Annotated in this window: 21 protein-coding genes and 1 other annotated feature; of the genes, 17 read left to right on the top strand and 4 right to left on the bottom strand. The window is 45.6% G+C overall.

Annotated elements, in window-relative coordinates:
- Window positions 1-7: 7 nt before the first annotated feature.
- Both ganA and ganB read left to right on the top strand, forming a co-directional pair.
- Window positions 8-2,071: a beta-galactosidase GanA gene (gene ganA / locus M0696_RS17200; protein WP_222142055.1), complete on the top strand. Its 2,064-nt coding sequence runs from the start codon at window positions 8-10 to the stop codon at window positions 2,069-2,071.
- A gap of 79 nt (window positions 2,072-2,150) precedes the next feature.
- Complete coding sequence (gene ganB / locus M0696_RS17195; RefSeq protein WP_248602784.1) at window positions 2,151-3,440, top strand: arabinogalactan endo-beta-1,4-galactanase; 1,290 nt, start codon at window positions 2,151-2,153, stop codon at window positions 3,438-3,440.
- Between the two features lie 42 nt (window positions 3,441-3,482).
- On the opposite strand, the gene rsbP is transcribed toward ganB, so the two are convergent.
- Together rsbP and M0696_RS17185 are read right to left on the bottom strand one after the other, a co-directional pair.
- Entirely contained in the window at window positions 3,483-4,694 is a 1,212-nt protein-coding gene (gene rsbP / locus M0696_RS17190; protein WP_248602201.1) for a phosphoserine phosphatase RsbP, read from the bottom strand.
- Between the two features lie 34 nt (window positions 4,695-4,728).
- The gene (locus M0696_RS17185) at window positions 4,729-5,538 is read right to left on the bottom strand and encodes an alpha/beta fold hydrolase (protein WP_166848217.1); all 810 of its coding nucleotides are present in this window, start codon (window positions 5,536-5,538) and stop codon (window positions 4,729-4,731) included.
- A 284-nt stretch (window positions 5,539-5,822) separates the two neighbouring features.
- On the opposite strand from M0696_RS17185, the gene M0696_RS17180 reads away from it, so the two are divergent.
- From M0696_RS17180 to M0696_RS17130, 11 genes are all read left to right on the top strand, one after another.
- On the top strand, window positions 5,823-6,728 hold the full coding sequence (locus tag M0696_RS17180; protein ID WP_222142052.1) for an ABC transporter ATP-binding protein: 906 nt from the start codon (window positions 5,823-5,825) through the stop codon (window positions 6,726-6,728).
- Window positions 6,729-7,466, top strand: coding sequence for an ABC transporter permease (locus M0696_RS17175; protein WP_222142051.1), 738 nt, complete (start codon window positions 6,729-6,731; stop codon window positions 7,464-7,466).
- Window positions 7,467-7,469: 3 nt separating this feature from the next.
- On the top strand, window positions 7,470-8,585 hold the full coding sequence (locus M0696_RS17170) for a sensor histidine kinase (RefSeq protein WP_222142050.1): 1,116 nt from the start codon (window positions 7,470-7,472) through the stop codon (window positions 8,583-8,585).
- A 17-nt stretch (window positions 8,586-8,602) separates the two neighbouring features.
- On the top strand, window positions 8,603-9,205 hold the full coding sequence (yvfU, locus tag M0696_RS17165; RefSeq protein ID WP_166848227.1) for a two-component system response regulator YvfU: 603 nt from the start codon (window positions 8,603-8,605) through the stop codon (window positions 9,203-9,205).
- Between the two features lie 120 nt (window positions 9,206-9,325).
- Window positions 9,326-9,655: a PadR family transcriptional regulator gene (locus M0696_RS17160; protein WP_166848230.1), complete on the top strand. Its 330-nt coding sequence runs from the start codon at window positions 9,326-9,328 to the stop codon at window positions 9,653-9,655.
- Window positions 9,652-10,269 (top strand): DUF2812 domain-containing protein, encoded by a 618-nt coding sequence (locus M0696_RS17155; RefSeq protein ID WP_222142049.1) that lies wholly within the window; start codon window positions 9,652-9,654, stop codon window positions 10,267-10,269. The genes M0696_RS17160 and M0696_RS17155 overlap by 4 nt, the downstream gene beginning before the upstream one ends.
- A gap of 173 nt (window positions 10,270-10,442) precedes the next feature.
- Entirely contained in the window at window positions 10,443-11,159 is a 717-nt protein-coding gene (lutA, locus tag M0696_RS17150) for a lactate utilization iron-sulfur protein LutA (RefSeq protein ID WP_166848252.1), read from the top strand.
- A 26-nt stretch (window positions 11,160-11,185) separates the two neighbouring features.
- Entirely contained in the window at window positions 11,186-12,625 is a 1,440-nt protein-coding gene (gene lutB / locus M0696_RS17145; protein ID WP_166848275.1) for a lactate utilization iron-sulfur protein LutB, read from the top strand.
- Complete coding sequence (lutC, locus tag M0696_RS17140) at window positions 12,625-13,347, top strand: lactate utilization protein LutC (RefSeq protein WP_166848278.1); 723 nt, start codon at window positions 12,625-12,627, stop codon at window positions 13,345-13,347. Before lutB ends, lutC begins: the two co-directional genes overlap by 1 nt.
- A gap of 105 nt (window positions 13,348-13,452) precedes the next feature.
- Window positions 13,453-14,487, top strand: a complete 1,035-nt coding sequence (locus M0696_RS17135) for a glycosyl hydrolase family 18 protein (RefSeq protein ID WP_222142048.1) — start codon at window positions 13,453-13,455, stop codon at window positions 14,485-14,487.
- Window positions 14,488-14,585: 98 nt separating this feature from the next.
- Window positions 14,586-14,821 (top strand) — a binding site (T-box leader).
- A 68-nt stretch (window positions 14,822-14,889) separates the two neighbouring features.
- On the top strand, window positions 14,890-16,233 hold the full coding sequence (locus tag M0696_RS17130) for an amino acid permease (RefSeq protein ID WP_222142047.1): 1,344 nt from the start codon (window positions 14,890-14,892) through the stop codon (window positions 16,231-16,233).
- A gap of 39 nt (window positions 16,234-16,272) precedes the next feature.
- Here the strand turns inward: M0696_RS17130 and M0696_RS17125 are convergent, their stop codons facing one another.
- Window positions 16,273-17,190 (bottom strand): DMT family transporter, encoded by a 918-nt coding sequence (locus M0696_RS17125; RefSeq protein ID WP_166848287.1) that lies wholly within the window; start codon window positions 17,188-17,190, stop codon window positions 16,273-16,275.
- Window positions 17,191-17,287: 97 nt separating this feature from the next.
- Between M0696_RS17125 and M0696_RS17120 the strand changes: the two genes are divergently transcribed.
- Window positions 17,288-18,166 (top strand): LysR family transcriptional regulator, encoded by an 879-nt coding sequence (locus M0696_RS17120; protein ID WP_222142046.1) that lies wholly within the window; start codon window positions 17,288-17,290, stop codon window positions 18,164-18,166.
- Window positions 18,167-18,323: 157 nt separating this feature from the next.
- On the top strand, window positions 18,324-19,334 hold the full coding sequence (locus M0696_RS17115) for an LLM class flavin-dependent oxidoreductase (protein ID WP_166848293.1): 1,011 nt from the start codon (window positions 18,324-18,326) through the stop codon (window positions 19,332-19,334).
- A 48-nt stretch (window positions 19,335-19,382) separates the two neighbouring features.
- Here M0696_RS17115 and araR read toward each other — a convergent pair whose 3' ends face one another.
- Window positions 19,383-20,471, bottom strand: a complete 1,089-nt coding sequence (gene araR / locus M0696_RS17110) for an arabinose utilization transcriptional regulator AraR (protein WP_166848296.1) — start codon at window positions 20,469-20,471, stop codon at window positions 19,383-19,385.
- A gap of 203 nt (window positions 20,472-20,674) precedes the next feature.
- Between araR and araE the strand changes: the two genes are divergently transcribed.
- Entirely contained in the window at window positions 20,675-22,069 is a 1,395-nt protein-coding gene (gene araE / locus M0696_RS17105; protein ID WP_166848299.1) for an arabinose-proton symporter AraE, read from the top strand.
- A 299-nt stretch (window positions 22,070-22,368) separates the two neighbouring features.
- Window positions 22,369-23,391 carry a gapA transcriptional regulator CggR gene (gene cggR / locus M0696_RS17100; RefSeq protein WP_166848322.1) on the top strand — a complete coding sequence of 341 codons (1,023 nt, stop codon included), beginning with the start codon at window positions 22,369-22,371 and terminating at the stop codon, window positions 23,389-23,391.
- Window positions 23,392-23,400: the final 9 nt, after the last annotated feature.

The following is a 23,400-nucleotide window of genomic DNA, read 5'->3' as shown; positions in this document are numbered from 1 at the left end:
GGAGAATGTGATGTCAAAGCTTGAAAAAACGCACGTAACAGAAGCAAAATTTATGCTCCACGGAGGAGACTACAATCCTGATCAGTGGCTGGATCGGCCCGATATTTTAGCCGATGATATCAAGCTGATGAAGCTTTCTCATACGAATACGTTTTCTGTCGGCATTTTTGCATGGAGCGCGCTTGAGCCGGAGGAGGGCGTGTATCAATTTGAATGGCTTGATGATATTTTTGAGCGGATTCACAGCATAGGCGGCCGGGTCATATTGGCAACGCCAAGTGGAGCCCGTCCTGCCTGGCTGTCGCAAACCTATCCTGAAGTTTTGCGTGTCAATGCTTCACGAGTCAAACAGCTGCATGGCGGAAGGCATAACCACTGCATCACATCAAAGGCATATCGTGAAAAAACGCGGCACATCAATCGGTTATTAGCAGAACGATACGGCAATCATCCGGCGCTGTTAATGTGGCATATTTCAAATGAATACGGAGGAGAGTGCCATTGCGAACAATGCCAGCATGCTTTCAGGGTGTGGCTGAAATCGAAATATGACAACAGCCTCAAGGCATTGAACCACGCGTGGTGGACTCCTTTTTGGAGCCATACATTCAATGACTGGTCACAAATTGAAAGCCCTTCGCCGATCGGTGAAAATGGCTTGCACGGCCTGAACTTAGACTGGCGCCGGTTCGTCACAGCTCAAACGATTTCGTTTTATGAAAATGAAATCATTCCGCTGAGAGAACTGACGCCTGATATCCCTATCACAACGAACTTTATGGCTGACACACCGGATTTGATTCCGTATCAGGGGCTCGATTACAGCAAATTTGCGAAGCATGTCGATGTCATCAGCTGGGACGCTTATCCGGTCTGGCACAATGACTGGGAAAGCACAGCTGATTTGGCGATGAAGGTCGGCTTCATCAATGACCTGTATCGCAGTCTGAAGCAGCAGCCTTTCTTATTAATGGAGTGTACGCCAAGCGCGGTCAATTGGCATAATGTCAACAAGGCGAAGCGTCCGGGCATGAATCTGCTGTCGTCCATGCAGATGATTGCCCACGGTTCGGACAGCGTTCTCTATTTCCAATACCGTAAATCACGCGGGTCATCAGAAAAGTTGCACGGGGCAGTAGTGGATCATGACAATAGCCCGAAGAACCGGGTCTTTCAAGAAGTCGCCAAAGTCGGCGAAACATTAGAACAGTTGTCCGAAGTTGTTGGAACGAAGAGGCCGGCTGAAACCGCTATATTATATGACTGGGAAAATCATTGGGCGCTCGAGGATGCTCAGGGGTTTGCGAAGGCGACTAAACGTTATGCGCAAACACTTCAGCAGCATTACCGCACGTTCTGGGAACACGATATCCCTGTAGACGTCATCACAAAAGAACAAGATTTTTCATCATATAAGCTCTTGATCGTCCCGATGCTTTACTTAATCAGCGAAGACACCATTTCCCGTTTAAAAGCGTTTACGGCTAACGGGGGCACTTTAGTCATGACGTATATCAGCGGAATTGTAAACGAACATGACTTAACGTACACAGGCGGATGGCATCCGGATTTGCAAGCTGTTTTCGGAATGGAGCCTCTTGAAACCGACACGCTGTATCCGAAGGATCGAAATGCTGTCAGCTATCGCAGCCAAACATATGAAATGAAGGATTATGCAACGGTGATCGATGTAAAGACCGCATTAACAGAAGCGGTGTATCAAGAAGATTTTTATGCGCGTACGCCAGCGGTGACAAGCCACCAATATCAGCAGGGCAAGGCGTATTTTATCGGTGCGCGTTTGGAGGATCAATTTCAGCGGGATTTCTATGAAGGACTCATTACAGACCTGTCTCTTTCTCCTGTTTTTCCGGTTCGGCATGGAAAAGGCGTCTCCGTACAAGCGAGGCAGGATCAGCACAATGATTATATTTTCGTCATGAATTTTACCGAAGAGAAGCAGCTGGTCACGTTTGATCAGAGTGTGAAGGATATGATGACAGGAGAAATATTATCAGGCGACCTGACGTTGGAAAAATATGAAGTGAGAATCGTCGTACGCACACATTAGGCTAATGCTCCGCTCGATATGGGCGGATTCTTTTTCTAACATATTTGTAAACGCCTACTTTAGAGTGAGGGGTGGAATGATGAGAAGCAGAGTGAAAATGTTCTTTGCGGCTGCCATCGTGTGGAGTGTATTCAGTTCAACAGGATATGCCGCTGCCATTGAGGGGGAGAAACATGTGCCAGAGCTTCGGACAGATGATCTTCTAATTAAAAAAGTAGAGGGTATGAACAAAGATTTTATCAAAGGGGCAGATGTGTCCAGCGTTATTGCCTTAGAAAACAGCGGTGTCACCTTTTACAATACAAACGGAAAACGCCAGGACATTTTTACAACCTTAAAACAAGCTGGCGTCAACTATGTTCGCGTCCGCATCTGGAATGACCCGTATGATTCAAACGGCAATGGGTATGGAGGGGGAAACAATGATGTTCAAAAAGCCATTGAAATCGGAAAAAGAGCCACAGCGAATGGCATGAAGGTGCTGGCCGACTTTCATTATTCTGATTTCTGGGCCGATCCTGCGAAGCAGAAGGTACCTAAAGCTTGGGCGAATCTCAGCTTTGAAGCCAAAAAAACAAAGCTCTATGAGTATACGAAACAAAGTCTGCGAAAGATGATCAAGGAAGGCGTTGACATCGGTATGGTTCAGGTCGGAAATGAAACGACAGGGGCATTTGCAGGCGAAACTGATTGGGTGAAAATGAGCCAATTATTTAATGAAGGAAGCCGAGCGGTCAGGGAGACAGACCCAGGTATATTGGTCGCACTGCATTTTACCAACCCTGAAACGATTGGAAGGTATTCTTTTATTGCAGAAACACTGCGCAAAAACAAAGTGGATTATGATGTGTTTGCCAGCTCGTATTATCCTTTCTGGCACGGCACAGTACAGAATTTGACCTCCGTGCTGAAGGCTGTTGCCGATACGTACGGCAAAAAAGTCATGGTGGCGGAGACATCATACACCTATACTGCTGAGGATGGCGATGGGCATGAAAATACAGCGCCAAAAAGCGGGCAAACGCTGCCATATCCAATTTCCGTTCAAGGGCAGGCGAATGCAATAAGAGATGTGATGCAGGCCGTAGTGAATACAGGCACGGCAGGACTTGGTGTTTTCTATTGGGAGCCTGCGTGGATTCCAGTCGGGCCGAAAACGCAGGTAGAGAAAAACAAAGTGTTATGGGAAACATACGGTTCAGGCTGGGCCTCGAGCTATGCTGCTGAATATGACCCTGAAGATGCCGGGAAGTGGTATGGGGGAAGCGCTGTGGATAACCAAGCTTTGTTTGATTTTAACGGACACCCGCTGCCTTCCTTGCAGGTGTTTCAATATGCGGAGTCAGGCCATACCCCGAAGAAGCGCTGAAACATAAAAATCCATGAGATGTAACCAATCTCATGGATCATTTTATTTTAAATCAACTACTATAAAACATTCGTCATCACTTTTATGATGGGCTTCCTTATGATGATACAGTGAAGTAAGGATTTTCTCTTTCAGGTCAGCAATAGGCAAATCGGGATGATCCTTTAATAAATCAAATAAATAACATGAAGCTGTAGGATCCATCACGCCGTCCGTATACAGAAGGAGCCTTCCGCCATCAATGTATGAAAGGATGCTTGACTGAAACACCGTGTCTTCAAACATTCCGATCGGAGGCGCGGTAGCGTGCAGCGGATTTTGTGTTCCGCCGGCGCCCTGCCATAATGCCGGTGGATGCCCTGCATTGACATATTCAATTTTTTGCCGGACTGTATCAATCTCAAGATAAATGGCAGTGCAATAATGTCTTGCTTCCTCATCATTTTGAAACAAGCTGTGGAGGTGCCGGTCCAATTCCTTCATGACTTTGACAGGACTGAGACCTTGCGTGATCTGGCGCTGGAACAAAGGATGAAGAGACATCGTAATCATAGCAGATGAAATTCCGTGCCCCATCACATCAAGAATAATAATGCCGTAACGATGTTCATCAATTTGATAAAATCCGTATAGATCACCCGATAACTCACTGGACGCTTTATAATAAGCGTCAATCTGAATCTGATCGTTTACAATCGGTTCAGTCAACGAGTTTTCCTGGATCTTTCTGGCGAGCTCAAGCTCTCTTTTGGTGTTTAATTTAAATTGCTGATTTTGTTTGTTGGTCTCAAGAAGTTCTTCTTGTTTGGCCTTCAGCGTCCCCAAGGCAATTTCTAACTCCTCATTGGCTTTCTGTTTGGCAAGCAAAGCTTCCTGGGCCGCGTTTTTGGCCATCAGCAGCTCATTTTCATATTCATTTCGCTTCCGCATCGGAATCAGAACGCACTCGGTGACAGTTGCTCCGCAATCAGCTCTTACAACAGCATTGACAAGGACGGGAATTTCTTCTCCATCTCTTGTTTTCAGGGAAATGTACATTTCTTCAATGTGCTGCTCCAGTTTCAAGAGCGGAACAAAATAGAGCTGATAGAAAAGCTGTGCGGAAACGGTCAAGATCGTATCCATATGCTGGCCGATTACCTGTTCCTGATCATATTTTAGGATGTTGAGCAGGGTACGGTTGACCGCTATTATTGAACCCTCTTCTGACAAAGTGAGGAAACCGCATGGTGCATGATTCAATTGTTTGTCCATTAAGAGGGTCACCTCTATCACTTCCGTTCCTATATTACACGTGTACTTTCAAATAATCGCTGATCAGCTGTATTGTTTCCTCCGGATGGCTCATGTGGGGGCAATGACCGCGAGCCTCCATTTGTTTCAGCCTGCTATAAGGCAGATGTTTATGCATATACTCACCTACTGTTGCAGGGGCAATGATATCATCTGCGCATTGGAGAATAAAAGAGGGAACCGTTACCTTCGAAAGATCCTCCCGATGATCAGAAAAAAATGCGGCTTTCGCGAATTGACGGGCAATCACAGGGTCAGTCGAACAAAAACGGCTTTCGAGTTCTTCCCTGATTTCAGGGCGATCTGGCTGATTCAAAACAGTAGCCGCAAATACAGTTGCCCAGCCTATGTAATTTTTCTCCATCATTTCCAGCAAACCAAGGAGCTGCTCCTCCTCAAATCCTCCATAATACTCAGGCGGATCATTCAAATAGCAGGGAGAAGGCCCTACCATCACCATATGGGAAAACAGCTCCGGGCGGCGGATGGAAGCTAGCATGCCAATGACAGCCCCAACAGAGTGCCCCACAAATACGGTCTTTTCCAGATCTAAAGCTTCACAAACATCAAGAACATCTTGGGCATAGCCGTCAAGTGTTCCGTAACGATTCGGATCATATGCGCGTAAATCCGAATTCCCGGAACCGACGTAATCAAATAAAATAACCCGATACTCTTCTTCGAAGGCTGGCGCCACGGCATTCCACACACTTTGATCGCAGCCAAAACCAGGAGCGAAAATGATAGATGCTTTGCCGCTACCACTCACCTTCACATCATTTCGAGACAAAATCGCTTTGTTCATGATTGGCTCCTTTCAGCCGGAAAGTAAAATAAAGTTCAATATGTATATCATACCACTCACCGTTTGAAGAGTGTGTCTTTCTATGAAAGTAAATAGCAGTTTAAAAGAAAGGGGACATCCGGCATAGGCGAGCTGGATGAATTGGAAAATGCAGAGGATGGATTGCCTAGGCACCGGCGGTGAGAAAGAATATGACATTTGTCACTCTGATATCATGACACTCCATACTAACGGCACCTTTTCCGTCATTTTACAATCAAAGTAAGCTATCAGGAGGTGCTCATGTGATGAATGAGATTGTATCAGTAAGAAATGTGACAAAACAATTCCAGCAAAAAACAGCTGTAAACAACATCAGCTTCAGCATTAAAAAAGGAGAGATCACAGCCATTCTAGGGCCGAATGGGGCAGGGAAGACGACCGTCATCTCCATGATACTAGGATTGCTGAAACCGGGTAAGGGGGAAATCAAATTATTCAACCGGATTCCCGATGATCAACAGGTTCACGAAAAAATAGGCGTGATGCTGCAGGAAGTGAGTGTCATGCCGGGGCTGAAGGTGAATGAAATCCTCGAACTCTTCCGGAGCTATTATCCGAATCCGTTGTCCATAATTGAACTCGTATCGCTAACAGCACTCACAGAAAAAGACTTGAAAACACGGGCAGAAAAATTATCCGGCGGACAAAAACGCCGTTTGAGCTTTGCTTTGGCTCTTGCCGGGAACCCGAAGCTGCTAATATTCGATGAACCGACAGTCGGAATGGACACATCATCAAGACATCGGTTCTGGCAGACCATCCATGGACTGGCGGACCAAGGAAAAACGATTATTTTTTCAACTCATTATTTACAGGAAGCAGATGATGCGGCACAGCGAATCTTATTTTTTGCTGATGGAAGGCTTGTGGCAGACGACTCACCAATGCAAATCCGCTCCAGGATTCAAAAACAGTCTGTTTCCTTTATGCTCCATTCAGAAGAATCATTGGAAAGGCTGTCCCGTCACCCGGAAGTAGAGCGAGTGATCCACAAGCAGAAAAGAACCATCATCCAAACATCAAATACAGACAAAGTGTTAGCGCTGATCTTTCAAGAAAACATACATGCACACGATATCCGGATTGAGCAAGGAACGCTCGATGAGGCATTTCGCCAGCTGGCTGACGGAAACAGGGAGGCGATGTGAGTGAACATGCTGCAGAAACAAAGCATAGCTGAAATGAAAAGGGTGCTTAGGAATAAGTACTTTGTGCTTTGGTCGCTGATGATGCCGATTGCCTTTTATTATCTCTTTACCAATGTAGTGAATACCAACGTACCTGATCAACGTACATGGGATGCCCATTACTTAATGTCGATGACAGTCTTCAGTGTGATGGGATCCTCTATCATGACGCTTGGAATCCGTATGGTTCAAGAACGGTCACAAGGCTGGACAGCTTTTATCCGCATTACGCCTCTTCCGGATCATATCTACTTATCAGCTCAGATGATCGGCCAAAGTGTGATTCACGTTTTATCCATTACCGTCATTTTTCTGTTTGGCGCAATCATTAATGACATTGACTTGTCCCCGTTTGAATGGATTATGAGCGGACTGTGGATTTTGTTTGGCGCATTGCCGTTTTTAGCATTAGGCACACTAATCGGGCTTATGAGAAAAGTAGAAACAGCAGCCGGAATCAGTAATGTGCTTTACATGCTGCTGGCTTTAGGCGGGGGCATGTGGATGCCATTTGAGGTCATGCCTGACATGATGCAGAACATTGGCCGATGGCTTCCGTCTTATCACTTCGGGAGCGGTGCGTGGGAACTTGTCCGAGGCGGGGGCCCATCCTGGGAAAATATTCTGATTCTAATCGCTTATTTAATGCTCTTCATGCTACTATCTAAATATATAAGAAGAAAACAAGAAGCGGTGTAATACATGAAACTCTTAACATCCATATTCCCTAGGCAATTCGGGTTTTTCCCCTATATTTTTCTGGTGTATACCATCATGCCGTTTCTTACTTTATTAAGAGAATCAGGCATCAAACAGATGATTGGATATGGCATGCTGATCTTTTTTGTCATGGCATATCGCCAGTTGTTCTGCAGTGTGGACAGAGCTTCGTTTACATATTGGCTTATCGTGCAAATGGCAGTTATTTTGATCTATAGTGTGTTTTACGATATCTCCTATATCTATTTAGGTTTTTTCCCAGCAAACTTTGTTGGTTATTACAAAGAGAAAACAAAGTTTAACCGAGCGTTCTGCGGTTTACTCTTTATGCTGCTTTTTCCATGTTTTTATCAATTTCTCGAGAATTCGGTCACGCTCTGGGAGCTTTTTTCTGTTCTCCCGTTTCTCGTCATCATGCTTATTTCTCCATTCGGAATCCGTTCTTTGTTTCGGAGAATTGAACTCGAAACCAAGCTTGCCCAAGCCAACGAACAGATAAAAGAACTCTCCAAAAGAGAGGAGCGCGTTCGAATCGCCCGTGATCTTCACGATACTCTAGGGCATACTCTGTCGCTGCTGACATTAAAAAGCCAGCTGATTCAGCGGCTGGCAACATCTGATCCAGAACGGACCCGGCTTGAAGCAAAAGAAATGGAAACAAGTTCACGGGCGGCACTCAAGCAGGTTCGTGAGCTGGTTTCTGATATGAGAACGGTCACGATGACAGAAGAGATCGCCAATATTCAGCACATATTAAGAACGGGGAACATTACCTTTCACTATGAAGGGGACGAAGACTTTTCAGCAATATCTCCCGTCACGCAAAATATTATTAGCATGTGTATGCGGGAAGCCGTGACCAATATCATCAAGCACAGCAATGCCACCCACTGCGCTATCACTATTGCCCAGTTCGCTGACAAAATGAGGGTTGTAATACGGGATGACGGAAAGGGAGCGGCAAAGGAGAAAATGTTTGGGAATGGCCTGCGGGGAATGGAAGAACGGCTCATGCTCATTGAAGGGGGATTAACGCTTTCAGCTCATAACGGAACGGTTGTGACATTGACAGTTCCCCTTATAAAAAAAGCAGAATGATAGGGAGGACGAAAAGAATGATTCGTCTGTTTATTGCTGAGGACCAGCGAATGCTTTTAGGCGCTTTGGGATCTCTGCTTGATTTAGAAGAGGATATGACAGTCATCGGACAAGCATTAAACGGGGAAGAGGCACTAAAAGCCATTTTGAAGCTGGACCCTGATGTATGCATCATGGACATTGAAATGCCGGTTCGAAGCGGGCTGGATGTGGCAGAGGAATTAATGCAAAAAGGCTGTGGCAGCAAGGTTATTATTTTAACCACCTTTGCCCGCCCCGGATATTTTGAACGCGCCGTCAAAGCCGGCGTACATGGTTATCTTCTGAAAGACGGCGAAATTGACGATCTGGCCGACGCCATCCGAAAGTGTGTAAAGGGAAAACGGGTCTTCAGCCCGGAGCTGACGTTTAATATGATGCGAGACGAAAATCCGCTCACAGTAAGGGAGCAAGAAATTCTGCGGCTCGCGGCTTTAGGCAAGACAACAAAAGATATTACGCTGGAACTTTATTTATCTCAAGGCACAGTTCGAAACTATATATCAGAAATCATCCAAAAGCTCGATGCGAAAAATCGGACGGAAGCTGCCAGCATTGCTGAGGAAAAAGGATGGATTTAATGAAAACCTGGCTAATTATAGTCAGGTTTTTTTGTTCATCTGGTCATTTATGATTGTGATATTCAGTGTAACTGTATATGATGATATTATACAGTTATACTGAATACTGGAGGCTGCTATATGAAAGAAAATAAACATTTACCGCTGACTGAGACTGTTTACTATGTTCTTTTATCTTTGTTACGTCCTGCTCACGGCTACATCATTATGAAAAATATTGAAAAGCTTAGCGGTGGAAAAGTGAAAATGGCGCCTGGTACTCTTTATGGAGCAATTGAAAACTTATTGAAGCATCAATTGATCAAGCCTTATCCAAGTGAAGATCGCCGCAGAAAAACATATATCATCACTGAACTTGGAAGAAATGTGTTGTCGAAGGACATGGAGAGAATGGAGCAGCTGGTTGACATAACGAGACAGGAATTGAATAAAAAGGGGGAGACCATATGAAAAAATGCAGATATTTTATAGACATAGACAGTGAGGAACAATGGCTAAATAAGATGGCAGGTAAGGGGTATGAATTAAAAGGGAAATGTTTTTTATCCTATTGTTTTTCAGATGAAGCATCCTCTGACAACTCTACCATCAAAATAGACTATCGGACCTTTAAACATCCAGGAGATTTTGCTGATTACCGCACTCTTTTTGAAGACAGCGGATGGAAGCATCTTTTCAGTTCACAAGGCCTGCATTATTTTAGAAGAGAGAACGCATGTGCATCAGACGATATTTTTTCTGATACAGAATCAAAAGCCGATAGATATAAACGCCTATTGCAAACGTACTTTGCACTTTCTTTTCTATTCTTATCCTTTATCCTGGTCCTCTTTACTACCAATGCTTTGACTGCTGATTTATTTATCCGTCCCCAGAGTTTGTATTATACGCCGGGCCTGTGGAATAAGACGGGAGCAGCTTTTATCAGCGCCTTTTTGTTTGAAACACCTTTTGCACTAATGAGAGGGGGAGCGGGCTGGATTGTTCTCCTTAGCGCTCTTAGCTTCTTTTATTTATTTGTGAAAACATATAAAAAATACAGAAAGTGCCTGTATGGCCATTAAAAAGTAATAGTGCCATGAACGTCTGTTCAGTGGAGCAGGCGTTTTTTATTGCCGAGATGTTTAGAAAACCCTTTCCTTCCATTGTCAGAATAGTGTACGATATTCATATAGTTATTTTAACTCAGGTCATCAGATGACCTGATCATATATTGGGGATGAGAGAGGGGTTCATCATGAAAGTCTCACTTTTTGTCACTTGTCTTGTTGATATGTTTCAAACAAATGTCGGAAAAGCAACGGTTGAGCTGCTGGAGCGGCTTGGGTGTGAGGTTGATTTTCCGGAGGGGCAGATCTGCTGCGGCCAGCCGGCTTACAACAGCGGTTACGTGAATGATGCCAAAAAAGCAATGAAACGAATGATTGAAACGTTCCAGGAGTCAGATTATGTCGTCAGTCCATCCGGTTCCTGCACCACAATGTTCAGGGAGTATCCGCACCTGTTTAAAGATGACCCGAAATGGGCGGATAAAGCGCAGAAGCTTGCGGATAAAACGTATGAATTAACGGATTTCATCGTGAACGTCCTCGGGGTGGAGGATGTCGGCGCAACCCTTCATAAAAAAGCAACCTTACATACGTCATGCCATATGACAAGGCTCCTCGGGGTATCGGAGGAGCCGATGAAGCTGCTGAGCCATGTGAAAGGGCTTGAATTCACGCCGCTTCCGGGCAAACACAATTGCTGCGGATTCGGAGGAACATTCTCCGTCAAAATGGCGCAGATCTCTGAACAGATGGTCGATGAAAAAGTCGCGTGCGTCGAGGAAACGGAAGCAGAGGTGCTGATCGGTGCTGACTGCGGCTGTTTGATGAATATCGGGGGACGGCTTGAAAGAAAAGACAAGAATGTCAAAGTGATGCACATCGCCGAAGTGCTCAACAGCAGATAAAACTGGATTCAGAGGGGGAAAGGATCATGGCGATGAAAATCGGTACTGACGCTTTTAAGGAGCGGGTATCACAGGGGATCGATAATGAATTTATGAGAGGCGCTGTTTCAGGTGCACAGGAGCGTCTGCGGACACGGCGCCTTGAAGCAGCCGAAGAGCTGGGAAACTGGGAAGAGTGGCGCTCGTTATCAGAGGAAATCAGGCAGCATGTCCTTGAAAACCTCGATTTCTATCTCGGCCAGCTTGCCGAAAATGTGGCGAAAAGAGGGGGGCATGTCTATTTCGCGGAAACATCGGAAGAGGCGTCTTCTTATATCCGCGATGTCATTCAAAAGAAGAACGGGAAGAAAATCGTTAAATCAAAATCAATGGTCACAGAGGAAATCAATCTGAATGAGGTGCTGGAACAGGAAGGCTGCGAAGTCGTCGAAACCGACCTCGGAGAGTATATTTTGCAGATTGATGATCATGACCCGCCGTCACATATCGTAGCGCCCGCCCTTCATAAAAATAAAGAGCAAATACGCGATGTATTTAAAGAAAGACTGGATTATCAACATACAGAAAAACCGGAAGAGCTAGTGATGCATGCGCGCGCCATCCTCCGGGAAAAGTTTCTGGAGGCGGATATCGGCATTACAGGCTGTAACTTCGCCATCGCTGACACGGGTTCAGTCAGCCTTGTGACCAATGAAGGAAACGGACGGCTTGTGAGCACTTTGCCGAAAACGCAAATCACCGTTATGGGAATGGAGCGGATTGTCCCGTCATTTTCCGAATTTGAAGTGCTTGTCAGCATGCTGACAAGAAGCGCTGTCGGGCAGCGGCTGACAAGTTATATTACGGCTTTGACAGGTCCGAAGCTGGAAGGGGAAGTTGACGGGCCGGAAGAGTTCCATCTTGTCATTGTTGACAATGGCCGGTCCAATATTCTCGGGACGGAATTCCAATCCGTGCTGCAATGTATCCGCTGTGCAGCTTGTATCAATGTCTGTCCTGTGTACCGGCATGTCGGCGGACACTCATACGGCTCCATCTATTCGGGGCCGATCGGAGCGGTTTTATCGCCGCTGCTCGGCGGTTATGACGATTTTAAGGAGCTGCCGTACGCGTCTACATTGTGCGCAGCTTGTTCAGAAGCCTGCCCGGTCAAAATTCCGCTTCATGAGCTGCTTCTCAAGCATCGCCAGAACATCGTCGAAAAAGAAGGAAGAGCGCCGATCAGTGAAAAGCTTGCGATGAAAGCGTTCGGACTTGGTGCGTCCTCTTTGTCGCTTTATAAAATGGGCTCAAAATGGGCGCCGGCAGCCATGACGCCTTTTACAGAGGACGAAAAAATTTCGAAAGGGCCCGGCCCGCTCAAAAGCTGGACACAAATCCGCGACTTCCCGGCACCGCATAAATCGAGATTCAGAGACTGGTTTACAGACAGAGAAACAACTGAACGCACGAAGGAGGAGCAGTGATGACGAAGGGAACCATTCAAAATCAGGAGAGCTTTTTAAACCGGATCGCATCACGCCTGGGCCGTGAAAAAAGAACAGGGGGCGTAGCAGTCCCAGAGTGGGCGCATCAGCCGCAATATCGGACACTTGAAGGATATTCAGCAGATGACTTAGTCACAGTGCTCAAAAACCATTGTGTCAAAATACATACAGAGCTGATTGAAACGGATTCAACCGGCCTTTACGATGCCCTTCGCGATCAAGTCAGCCGGTTTTCCGGAGGCCCTGTTATTATTCCGAAGGACCCCCGCTTTGAAGCATACGGACTAAAAAGCCTGCTCACCAAAGACTGGCCGAACGATGGAACGCCGGTCTGGGAGTGGGATGCCGCTAAAGGCGAAGAGAATATCAAAAAAGCGGAGCAAGCCAATGTAGGGATTACATTCAGTGAAATCACACTGGCAGAGTCGGGGACGGTTGTTCTCTTTTCCTCAAAAGACATCGGCCGGTCTGTCAGCCTTCTGCCGACGACCTATATTGCGATTGTCCCGAAATCAAGCATCGTGCCGAGAATGACGCAAGCCAGTGATATCATCCGTCAAAACATTGCGGACGGCGTCACTGTTCCCTCCTGCATCAACTACATTACCGGACCGAGCAACTCAGCAGACATTGAAATGGATTTGGTTGTCGGGGTGCACGGACCTGTAAAAGCCGCATACATTCTCGTCTCTGACCGCTGATCTTAAAAGCCCGGCAGCATATGCCGGGCTTTCTGCTTGAAAAAACTTGAACTTCCAACTTTTTGGCCGATGAGAAGAGTATGACTTGAAAAAGGAGGAAAAGCGATGAAAAAATGGCTGATTCTAGCTGTTTCACTGGCGATTGCGATCGTGCTGTTTATGTATACAAAAACAGAAGCGAAGGCAGCCGGCGTGACATTAGGCTACACGACTGGAGATACGGCCTCATACAATTCTCTTACGAAATATCATACATACATGAATTCCATTGCCACAGATACGTTTGCGTTTGAAAAAAACGGACAAGTAATTGGCGATGCCCCAACTAAGCAGCTGACATATGCGAAAAAGAAAAAAATCAAGACATGGGCTGTCATTTCAAACTATAATGATGCCATTTACGATTTTGACGGAGGTTTAGCGAGTCGAGTCATGAGTAATAAAACAGCGAAAAAACGCTTCATAGATCAGCTAATAGCACTGGCCAAAAAGCACTCATACTACGGTATCAATATCGATTTTGAAGCAGTGAATCCAGAAGACCGATCCAAATACTCACGCTTCATTCAAGATGTCTCGCAGGCTCTTAAAAAGAAACAAATCAAAACAATGGTTTCCGTTCCGGCCAAAAGCGCCGATGATCAAAATGATGACTGGAGCTGGCCGTATGATTATGCAAAAATCGGTAAATATGCGGATTACGTACAGGTGATGACTTACGATGAACACGGCATATGGGGCGAGCCGGGATCAGTGGCGAGCACAAGCTGGATCAAAAGCTCTCTGCAGTTTTCTGTCAAAAAAATCAAAGCCAATAAAGTCATCATGGGAATTCCTGCGTACGGCTATGACTGGGATGTGAAAGACGGAAGCGGCAACGCAGCGAGAGAATGGAATGAGCTCAAGTCCCTCATCAAAAAGCAGAAAGCAAAGCCGGCATTCAACAAAAAATCAGGTTCGATGACGTTTTCTTACGTAGACAAAAAGAAGCATAAACATGTCGTGTGGTATGAAAATGAGAAAACCATTCAAACGAAAAGCCATCTGGCAAAGCAATATAAAATAGCAGGTGTCTCAGTTTATGCATTAGGAAACGAATCAGAATCGTTTTGGAAAGCCATTCAAAAAGGGACAAAATAACAGTTTCTTTTTTTCTGAAGTTATTGACAGGGAATAGAGAAGCACGTATATTATGTTAATATATTCAGATCATAAAATTTAAGTTTTTTTCAGAAAACTAAAACACATAGATTGGGAGCAGTAAAAGAAAGTGATCAGAACAGAGAGCTGCGGGGTGGTGTGACGCGGCCTGATTCTTCTTTGAACTCGCCCGGGAGTGGTAAGACGGAACGGAATAGATTGAATATTCCCCATGTTTTAACGGCTAACCTTCGTTACAGGTCAAAAGCTGGATTCTTCATGAAGAATCAACAAGAGTGGTACCGCGGTCAGCCAAAGGCTCGTCGTCTCTTTATCTATTAGATTAGATAGGAGACGGCGGGCTTTTTTGTTTTTGAAAACGAGAAGGAGAGGTACAAGAGGATGAAAAAGGACAATCAGACGTTAAAACGCACGATGACGTCCCGCCATATTATGATGATGGCGCTGGGCGGAGCAATCGGCGCAGGTTTATTTAAAGGGAGCAGCTCAGCGATTGATCTGGCAGGGCCATCTGTCATTATCGCTTACCTGCTCGGCGGCATTATTTTGCTGTTTATTATGCAGGGGCTCGCGGAAATGGCTGTACGCAACCGAAACGCCAGAACCTTCCGGGATCTTGTTCAGCAGGTATTAGGAAATTACGCTGCTTATTTCTTGGATTGGATATATTGGAAAATGTGGGTGCTTAACATTGCGGCTGAAGCTGTTGTGGCTGCAATCTTTATTCAATATTGGCTGCCGGGCTGCCCGATCTGGGTGCTGGCATTAGGGATTTCCCTTATCGTCACGATTGTGAATTTGCTTTCTGTTAAAATCTTCGCCGAAACCGAATATTGGCTGGCAATGATCAAGATTACCGTTATTATTGTCTTTATTATTTTAGGATTATTGCTCTTATTTGTATCATTCGGTGATCATACAGCTGCCGGGTTTTCAAACCTGACTGAGCACGGCGGATTTTTCCCGCATGGCGGCACAGGGCTGATTACGGCAATGCTTGTCGTGATCTACTCTTACGGCGGTACAGAAATTATCGGTGTGACGCTTGCTGAGACAAAGAATCCGGAAAAAGTTGTCCCGAAAGCAGTCCGAAGCACACTGACACGGATTGTCGCGTTCTACCTGCTGCCGTTTTTCATCATCGTCAGCCTGATACCATGGAATCAGGTCAATTCCGTTCCAGAAAGTCCTTTCGTCATGGTCTTTAAAATGGTTGGCATTCCGGGCGCGGATCATATCATGAACGCAGTCATCCTGCTGGCGATCATTTCTTCTATGAATTCAGGTTTATATGGATCATCACGCATTTTATATACACAGGCTACTGACGGAAGGCTTCCGAAGATCTTTTCGAAGCTTTCATCGAAAAACGTGCCGATGTTTGCGATTCTGATGTGCACTTCCTCTCTCTATATTGGCGTATTGATTTCTCTGTTCGCAGGAAGCCAAACGTTTAATTACTTAATGGGATCATTGGGATATACCGTTTTATTCATTTGGCTGATCATCGGATTCGCTCACTTGAAATCGAGAAAAGGGCAAACAGAAACACCAGCCTATTATGTAAAATGGTTCCCGTATACGACATGGTTTGCGATTCTGGCGTTACTCGCCATTCTGATCGGTGTCATCATGACAACGTCAATTGTCATTACCAGCATTACTGCGGCGATCTACCTTTTGATTACAGTTGCATATTTGGTCAAAGGACGCAAGCACCAGTAAATAAGAAACCCTCTTGTCACATCCGACAAGAGGGTTTTATTATTGTGAAGCCTTCTCATTTACACAGATCAACGCAGCTTTCTGTGCTTTTGATTTTGAATTCACGAGGCAGATGCTCGTTACAATCAGCAGCAGACCCGCCAAGAGGCTTAAGGTAAGCGGTTCATGCAGAAAAATGGAGCTGGCTACGATCGAAATGAGCGGAATCAAAAAAGTATAGGAAGCGACCTTGCTTGCTTCTCCTGAACCGACAAGCGTAAAAAAGACAAGCCAGCCGAGCGCGATAACGAATACAGAGATGAACAGCAGGCTCGTGATAAACGGTACCGTCCATTGGATCGCTGAAAAGCTTTCTGTCCAAAAGCCGGATATTAGCAGAAATACGCTTCCGATCGTCAGCTGCAAGGCGACCATCCAAATGGAATCGACGCGGCTCCCTGTTTTTTTCATATATACCGTCCCGAGCGCCCAGCTGAGTGCGGAGCCGAGAGCCAGCAGAACCCCAATGACAGAAATATGCCCGCCAAAGCCCGCGGCACTAATGACGGCCACGCCGGCAAAACCGAGGATCAGCCCGATCACTTTCATGGCAAACATGGATTCGCCGAGCCATATCCAAGAAAACACGCCCATCAGAACCGGCTGAAAGAAGACGATCGCCGAAAACAGGCCCGCCGGAAGGTAATTCAGCCCGATCGTTTGCAGGCCGTAGAATAATGTAATATTTAAAAGTGCAGAAACAAAATAAATCGGCCACGTTTCGTTTAAGCGCAATTTATGAATACGCGGCAGTGCGACAATGACTAATAAAAGCCCGCCGATCAGCGTCCGGATGCCCGCAAATAACAATGGCGGTGAGTAAGCGAGCGCTGCTTTCGACAGCGGCCAATTGATGCCCCACATGATGACAAGAAAGGCGAGCAGGAGAGCTGTCCGCGTTTTTGAGAGCTGTTTCACTTTTCAATCACTCCTAGTAGAACTTTTCCATTATGATACTGTAGAATATAAGATAAATAAAATGAATCTTTTTTATAAGGAGCATAAGTAAATTGTTATGACCATTACACAATTAAGGGTTTTCATGAAAATAGCTGAAACGGGAAGCTTTACAAAAGCGGGACAGGTGCTGAACATGACACAGCCGGCTGTCAGTCATGCGATTTCTGCGATTGAAGCTGAGCTTGATGTAAAGCTTATCATACGTGACCGCCGCAATGGCCTGATGCTGACAGAGACGGGGAAAAAGATTTTAGTCCACATCAGGGAAGTTTTAAAAGGCGTTGAAAAAGTTGAGCAAGTCGCAGCCGCGGAAAAAGGCCTTGAACTAGGAACGATCCATATCGGCACATTCTCAACTGCCTCGGCTTATTTTATGCCGAAGCTGATCAGTGAGTTTAAACAAAAATATCCGAAACTGGAGCTCGTGCTGCACGAGGGAACTGTAAATGAAGTCAAGGAGTGGCTTCACACGCGGATGATAGATGTCGGCATTCTTCTGTATCCAACAGAGGAGATGGAGTATATTCGGCTGAAAAAAGACAAAATGACCGTCGTGCTCAGGGACGATCACCCGCTTTGCAGCCGTTCAGCCATTACGCTGAAAGATCTCGATCATGAACCGATGATCGTCTGTGACGGCGGCTATGAATCACCTTTTCACGATATGTTCATGCAGGCGGGCGCTACGCTGAACGCCGCTTTCACTGTCTATAATATGAACACCTCGATCAGTATGATCAGAGAAGGACTGGGCCTGGCGATTTTATCAGAAATGTCCATGTCGGGCATGCCGCTGCCGGAGGGTGTGGTGACGCGGGATTTGGACCCGCAGATGTACCGTGATGTGCAGCTTGCTGTTCCGTCGCTGAAGGAGGCTTCTCTGGCGGCTAAGCTATTCATTGATATGGCGCAGGAACTGTTTGGAGCAGAATAACGGTGTCAACCCGTTCGTTTTATATTGTTCGAATTTCATCGAATCAAATTCTTTTATTCCTGATTGCAGTTGTGTTATGGTGTGAGAGAAGTCCTTTCGATCATGACTTGACAGCTTGAGGCTGTTTACTGATATCACAATTGCAAAGGAGAACAATATGTCTAACAACCAACGCAAAGATACCTTGCTTTCTGTTTTGAATTTATCTCCGGTTGTTCAGGGAGGAACGGTTGCGGAATCATTCCGAAACAGCATGGACTTGGCGCGCCGTGCGGAGGAATGGGGCTATCACCGCTACTGGCTTGCTGAGCATCATAATATAGAAGGTGTCGCAAGCTCTGCCACCGCTGTCCTGATCGGCCATATTGCCGGCGGCACAAAGAAAATCCGCGTCGGCTCGGGCGGCATTATGCTTCCGAACCACTCTTCACTAGTGATTGCTGAGCAATTTGGCACACTGGAAACGCTGTATCCCGGACGGATTGATCTGGGGCTCGGACGTGCGCCGGGAACAGACCAATTGACAGCAAGAGCGCTCCGCAGAAACATCAACAGCGGTGAAGATTTTCCAGAGCAATTAGAGGAACTGCGCAATTACTTTAAACCGTCAGGAAATGTGCGCAATCAAGTCCGCGCCATTCCGGGAGAGGGCATAGATGTGCCGATTTGGCTGTTGGGCTCAAGCGGCTTCAGTGCCCGTCTGGCAGGTGAACTGGGTCTTCCGTTTGCATTCGCCGCTCATTTCTCGCCGGCGAATACGGTTCCTGCTTTGGAACTGTACCGCAATTCGTTTACGCCGTCAGAAGTGCTCGACGAACCGTATGCGATGGTCGGCGTCACCATAATCGCGGCAGATACAAATGAGAAAGCGCAGCACCTTGCGACGTCGCATTATCAAAGATTTCTTGATCTTGTCCGCGGCACGCCGAATCAGCTTAAGCCGCCTGTTGAGGATATGGATCAAATCTGGAGCCCGTATGAAAAAGCGATGGTCAATGAGCAGCTGAGCTCCACGATTGTCGGCGGTCCGGAAGAAGTGAAGGCGAAGCTCGAAGACTTTGTCAAAACGACACAGGCTGATGAAATTATGGTTAACTCAGAAACCTATGAACACGCAGACAGAATGCGTTCGTTTGAAATCATCGCTGACGTGTGGAAAAACAGATAACAGCTATAAAAAAAGCAATGCAGCGGGGAGACCCATACATTGCTTTTTTTATTCATTCAGTTTTCGTGCGGACTGGCGGATGATCAATTCAGGCTCAAAAATGACATCTTCCTGTTTCGGCTTTTTATGCTCTAAGCAGTCAATGACATATTTGGCAGCTGCTTTTCCAAGCGCGGATTTCGGATGCTTCACAGAGGTTAATTTCACCTCGGAGATTTGGGCAAAATGCGAATCATCATACCCGACGATAGACATATCCTCCGGCACTTTGATATCCATCTCCCGCAGCATATCAATCACCTTCAGCGCAATTTCATCGTTATAACAAAGAATGGCTGTCGGCAAATGCTTGCTGTTTTTCTCCAGTGTGGCCTTTACTTTCTCCAGCAGCTTTGATTCTTTTTCTTCCGTTGTAAATGTCACAATCATATCCGGAGAAGGGAATAGCTCACGATCCCGGTGCGCCTGTATAAACCCGTTCATCCGCTTCACACCTTGCGTGTCATCAGCTTTAAAAATACCCATCATGTGCGTGTGGCCGAGAGAAAGGAGATGCTCTGCCGCCATCATGCCGCCTTTCACATCATCTAAGGTAAAACTCGGTGCGGCAAGCTCAGCGTATGACGCGTTAATCATCGCAAAAGGAATGCCGTTTTTCTCCAAATTTAAATAGTAGCCGATGTTTGGCGTTTGCAGGGCGCTTTTTGTCGGCTCCACGATCAATCCGTCAATATGCTGGGACAGCAAGTTTTCTAATCCTCTTCTTTCATTATCCGGGTTGTTGTTTGTGCTGGTCAGCAGCATGGAATATCCTTGCTCGCTTAAATAGGACTCAATTCCTCTAATGATGCTCGGGAAAATATAGTCTGATATGTAGGTTGTCAGAACACCGATCGTTTTATTGGAATGCAGCGCTGACTTAGCAGAGCGTGAAGCGACAAAGGTTCCTCCGCCTTGTACGCTGTACAGCAGACCTTGTGATACGAGGTCTCCGATCGCTTTACGAATGGTATGCCGGCTGACGCCGAATTGCTGCATTAATTCGTTTTCGGTAGGGATCTTTTGATCGGGCAGTATTTTGCCTTGATTAATCCATGAACTGATTTCTTCTTTTACTTGAGCGTATTTTGGTAACATATCCATTCCTCCAAAATGTATACGGACAAATTTCAGTATATCACAGCGTCCTTCGTAAGAAAACATTGACAGAAAATGCAAACAGGATTATTCTATATTTGTACGTACTAATTAAATGGAATTTTCGTTAAATTTTAATATAAGTACGTACAATTGAAGAAGTAAATGTAAACGCTTTACTCAACATTCGGGAGGGCAGGGAAATGAAGAATACTCCAACTCAATTAGAACCAAATGCTCCTGTAACAAGAAGCCATTCAATGGGATTTGTCATTTTGATCTCATGTGCGGCGGGACTTGGCGGCTTATTGTACGGCTATGACACGGCAGTGATTTCAGGCGCCATCGGTTTTCTGAAAGATTTATACAGTCTGACTCCGTTTATGGAAGGGCTTGTGATTTCCAGCATTATGATCGGAGGAGTAGCGGGCGTCGGAATTTCCGGATTTTTAAGCGACAGGTTCGGACGGAGAAAAATTTTAATGACAGCTGCTTTGTTATTTGCAATATCAGCCATCGTTTCAGCGCTTTCTCAAGACGTGTCTACCTTAATTATTGCAAGGATTATCGGAGGCCTAGGGATTGGGATGGGCTCATCACTTTCTGTTACGTACATTACGGAAGCCGCACCGCCTGCCATACGGGGAAGCCTTTCTTCTTTATATCAGCTCTTTACGATATTGGGCATTTCCGCAACGTACTTTATTAATCTCGCTGTGCAGCGGTCTGGAACTTACGAATGGGGCGTGCACACCGGCTGGCGATGGATGCTTGCTTATGGAATGGTGCCGTCTGTGATCTTTTTCCTCGTATTGCTCGTCGTGCCGGAAAGTCCGAGATGGCTGGCGAAAGCGGGCAAAACAAAAGAAGCGTTAAAGATACTGACACGTATTAATGGAGAAACTGTCGCAAAAGAAGAATTAAAGAACATTGAGAACTCTTTAAAAATAGAACAAATGGGATCGATCTCCCAGCTTTTCAAGCCGGGTCTCAGAAAGGCGCTTGTCATTGGAATCCTGCTGGCGCTGTTCAACCAGGTCATCGGCATGAACGCGATTACTTACTACGGGCCGGAAATCTTCAAAATGATGGGATTCGGACAAAATGCCGGATTTGTGACAACCTGTATCGTCGGGGTTGTAGAAGTCATTTTTACCATTATTGCGGTGTTGTTGATTGATAAGGTTGGACGAAAAAAACTGATGTCCATCGGTTCTGCTTTTATGGCTATTTTTATGATCTTAATCGGAACGTCGTTCTACTTTCAGTTAACAAGCGGACTTATGCTGATCTTCTTTATTTTAGGTTTTGTGGCGGCATTTTGTGTATCTGTAGGGCCGATCACATGGATTATGATTTCTGAAATCTTCCCGAACCATCTGCGTGCGCGGGCCGCGGGCATTGCGACGATCTTTTTATGGGGAGCAAACTGGGCGATCGGACAGTTTGTGCCAATGATGATTGACTCCTTCGGGCTCGCCTATACATTCTGGATTTTTGCGGTGATTAACATCCTTTGCTTCCTGTTTGTTGTTACGATCTGTCCGGAAACAAAGAACAAATCGCTTGAAGAGATTGAAAAGCTCTGGATAAAATGAAAACGCTTTAAAATAACAGGCCCTTTCTATCGGAAGGGCTGTTTATGTTGGGATGCACCTTTTGGCGTTTTCTGTATAAGATAAAGATATATAGGAAAAAATAATGCTGGATAAAACGCTGCGGCATGAAAACTCTGCGAATATTGTCGATGAATTGACTCTTAACAGTTGAATAAACAATTCCACCCTGTTAAAATAATTAAAGAAAGCAGAAATAATTTTTTTTGGCTATGATGGGACGTTTTTTGTCATAGCGGGACATATAATGTCCAGCAAAAAAAGGAAGGAACGTTTGAGTCATGAACCAGTTAATACAAGCTCAAAAAAAATTATTGCCTGATCTTCTGCTCGTTATGCAAAAGAGGTTTGAAATCTTGCAGTATATCAGGCTGACAGAACCCATTGGGCGAAGAAGCCTGTCTGCCAGTCTCGAAATCAGCGAGCGTGTGCTGAGGGGCGAGGTTCAGTTTTTAAAGGAACAGAACCTGGTCGATATTAAAACAAACGGCATGACATTGACAGAAGAGGGCTATGAACTGCTTTCCGTTCTGGAAGATACGATGAAAGATGTTTTAGGTTTAACTCTTTTGGAAAAGACATTAAAAGAACGTTTAAATCTAAAGGATGCCATTATCGTGTCCGGAGACAGCGATCAATCCCCATGGGTCAAAAAAGAAATGGGAAGAGCAGCTGTCGCATGTATGAAAAAAAGATTTTCAGGCAAAAATATCGTCGCTGTAACTGGCGGTACGACAATTGAAGCTGTCGCCGAAATGATGACGCCGGATTCTAAAAACCGCGAGCTTTTGTTTGTGCCTGCAAGAGGCGGTTTAGGCGAAGACGTGAAAAACCAGGCGAACACCATATGCGCGCATATGGCGGAAAAGGCTTCAGGCACTTACCGGCTTTTGTTTGTTCCGGGACAGCTGTCACATAGCGCCTATTCATCTATTATTGAAGAACCTTCTGTCAAAGAGGTGCTGAATACCATTAAATCAGCGAGTATGCTGGTTCACGGAATCGGCGAAGCTAAAACTATGGCTCAGCGGAGAAACACACCTTTAGAAGACTTAAAGAAAATAGATGATCACGATGCGGTGACAGAAGCGTTTGGCTACTATTTTAATGCGGACGGCGAAGTGGTCCACAAAGTGCATTCTGTCGGTATGCAGCTGGATGACATAGACGCCATTCCCGATATTATTGCGGTAGCGGGCGGATCATCAAAAGCCGAGGCGATCGAGGCTTACTTTAAAAAGCCCCGCAACACGGTTCTCGTCACAGACGAAGGAGCCGCAAAGAAGTTATTAAGGGATGAATAATCCCTCAAT

This window comes from Bacillus rugosus (assembly GCF_023238245.1).
Lineage (GTDB): Bacteria > Bacillota > Bacilli > Bacillales > Bacillaceae > Bacillus > Bacillus rugosus.
The sequence above is the reverse complement of the archived record's forward strand: the minus strand, read 5'-3'. Positions and strand labels throughout refer to the sequence as shown.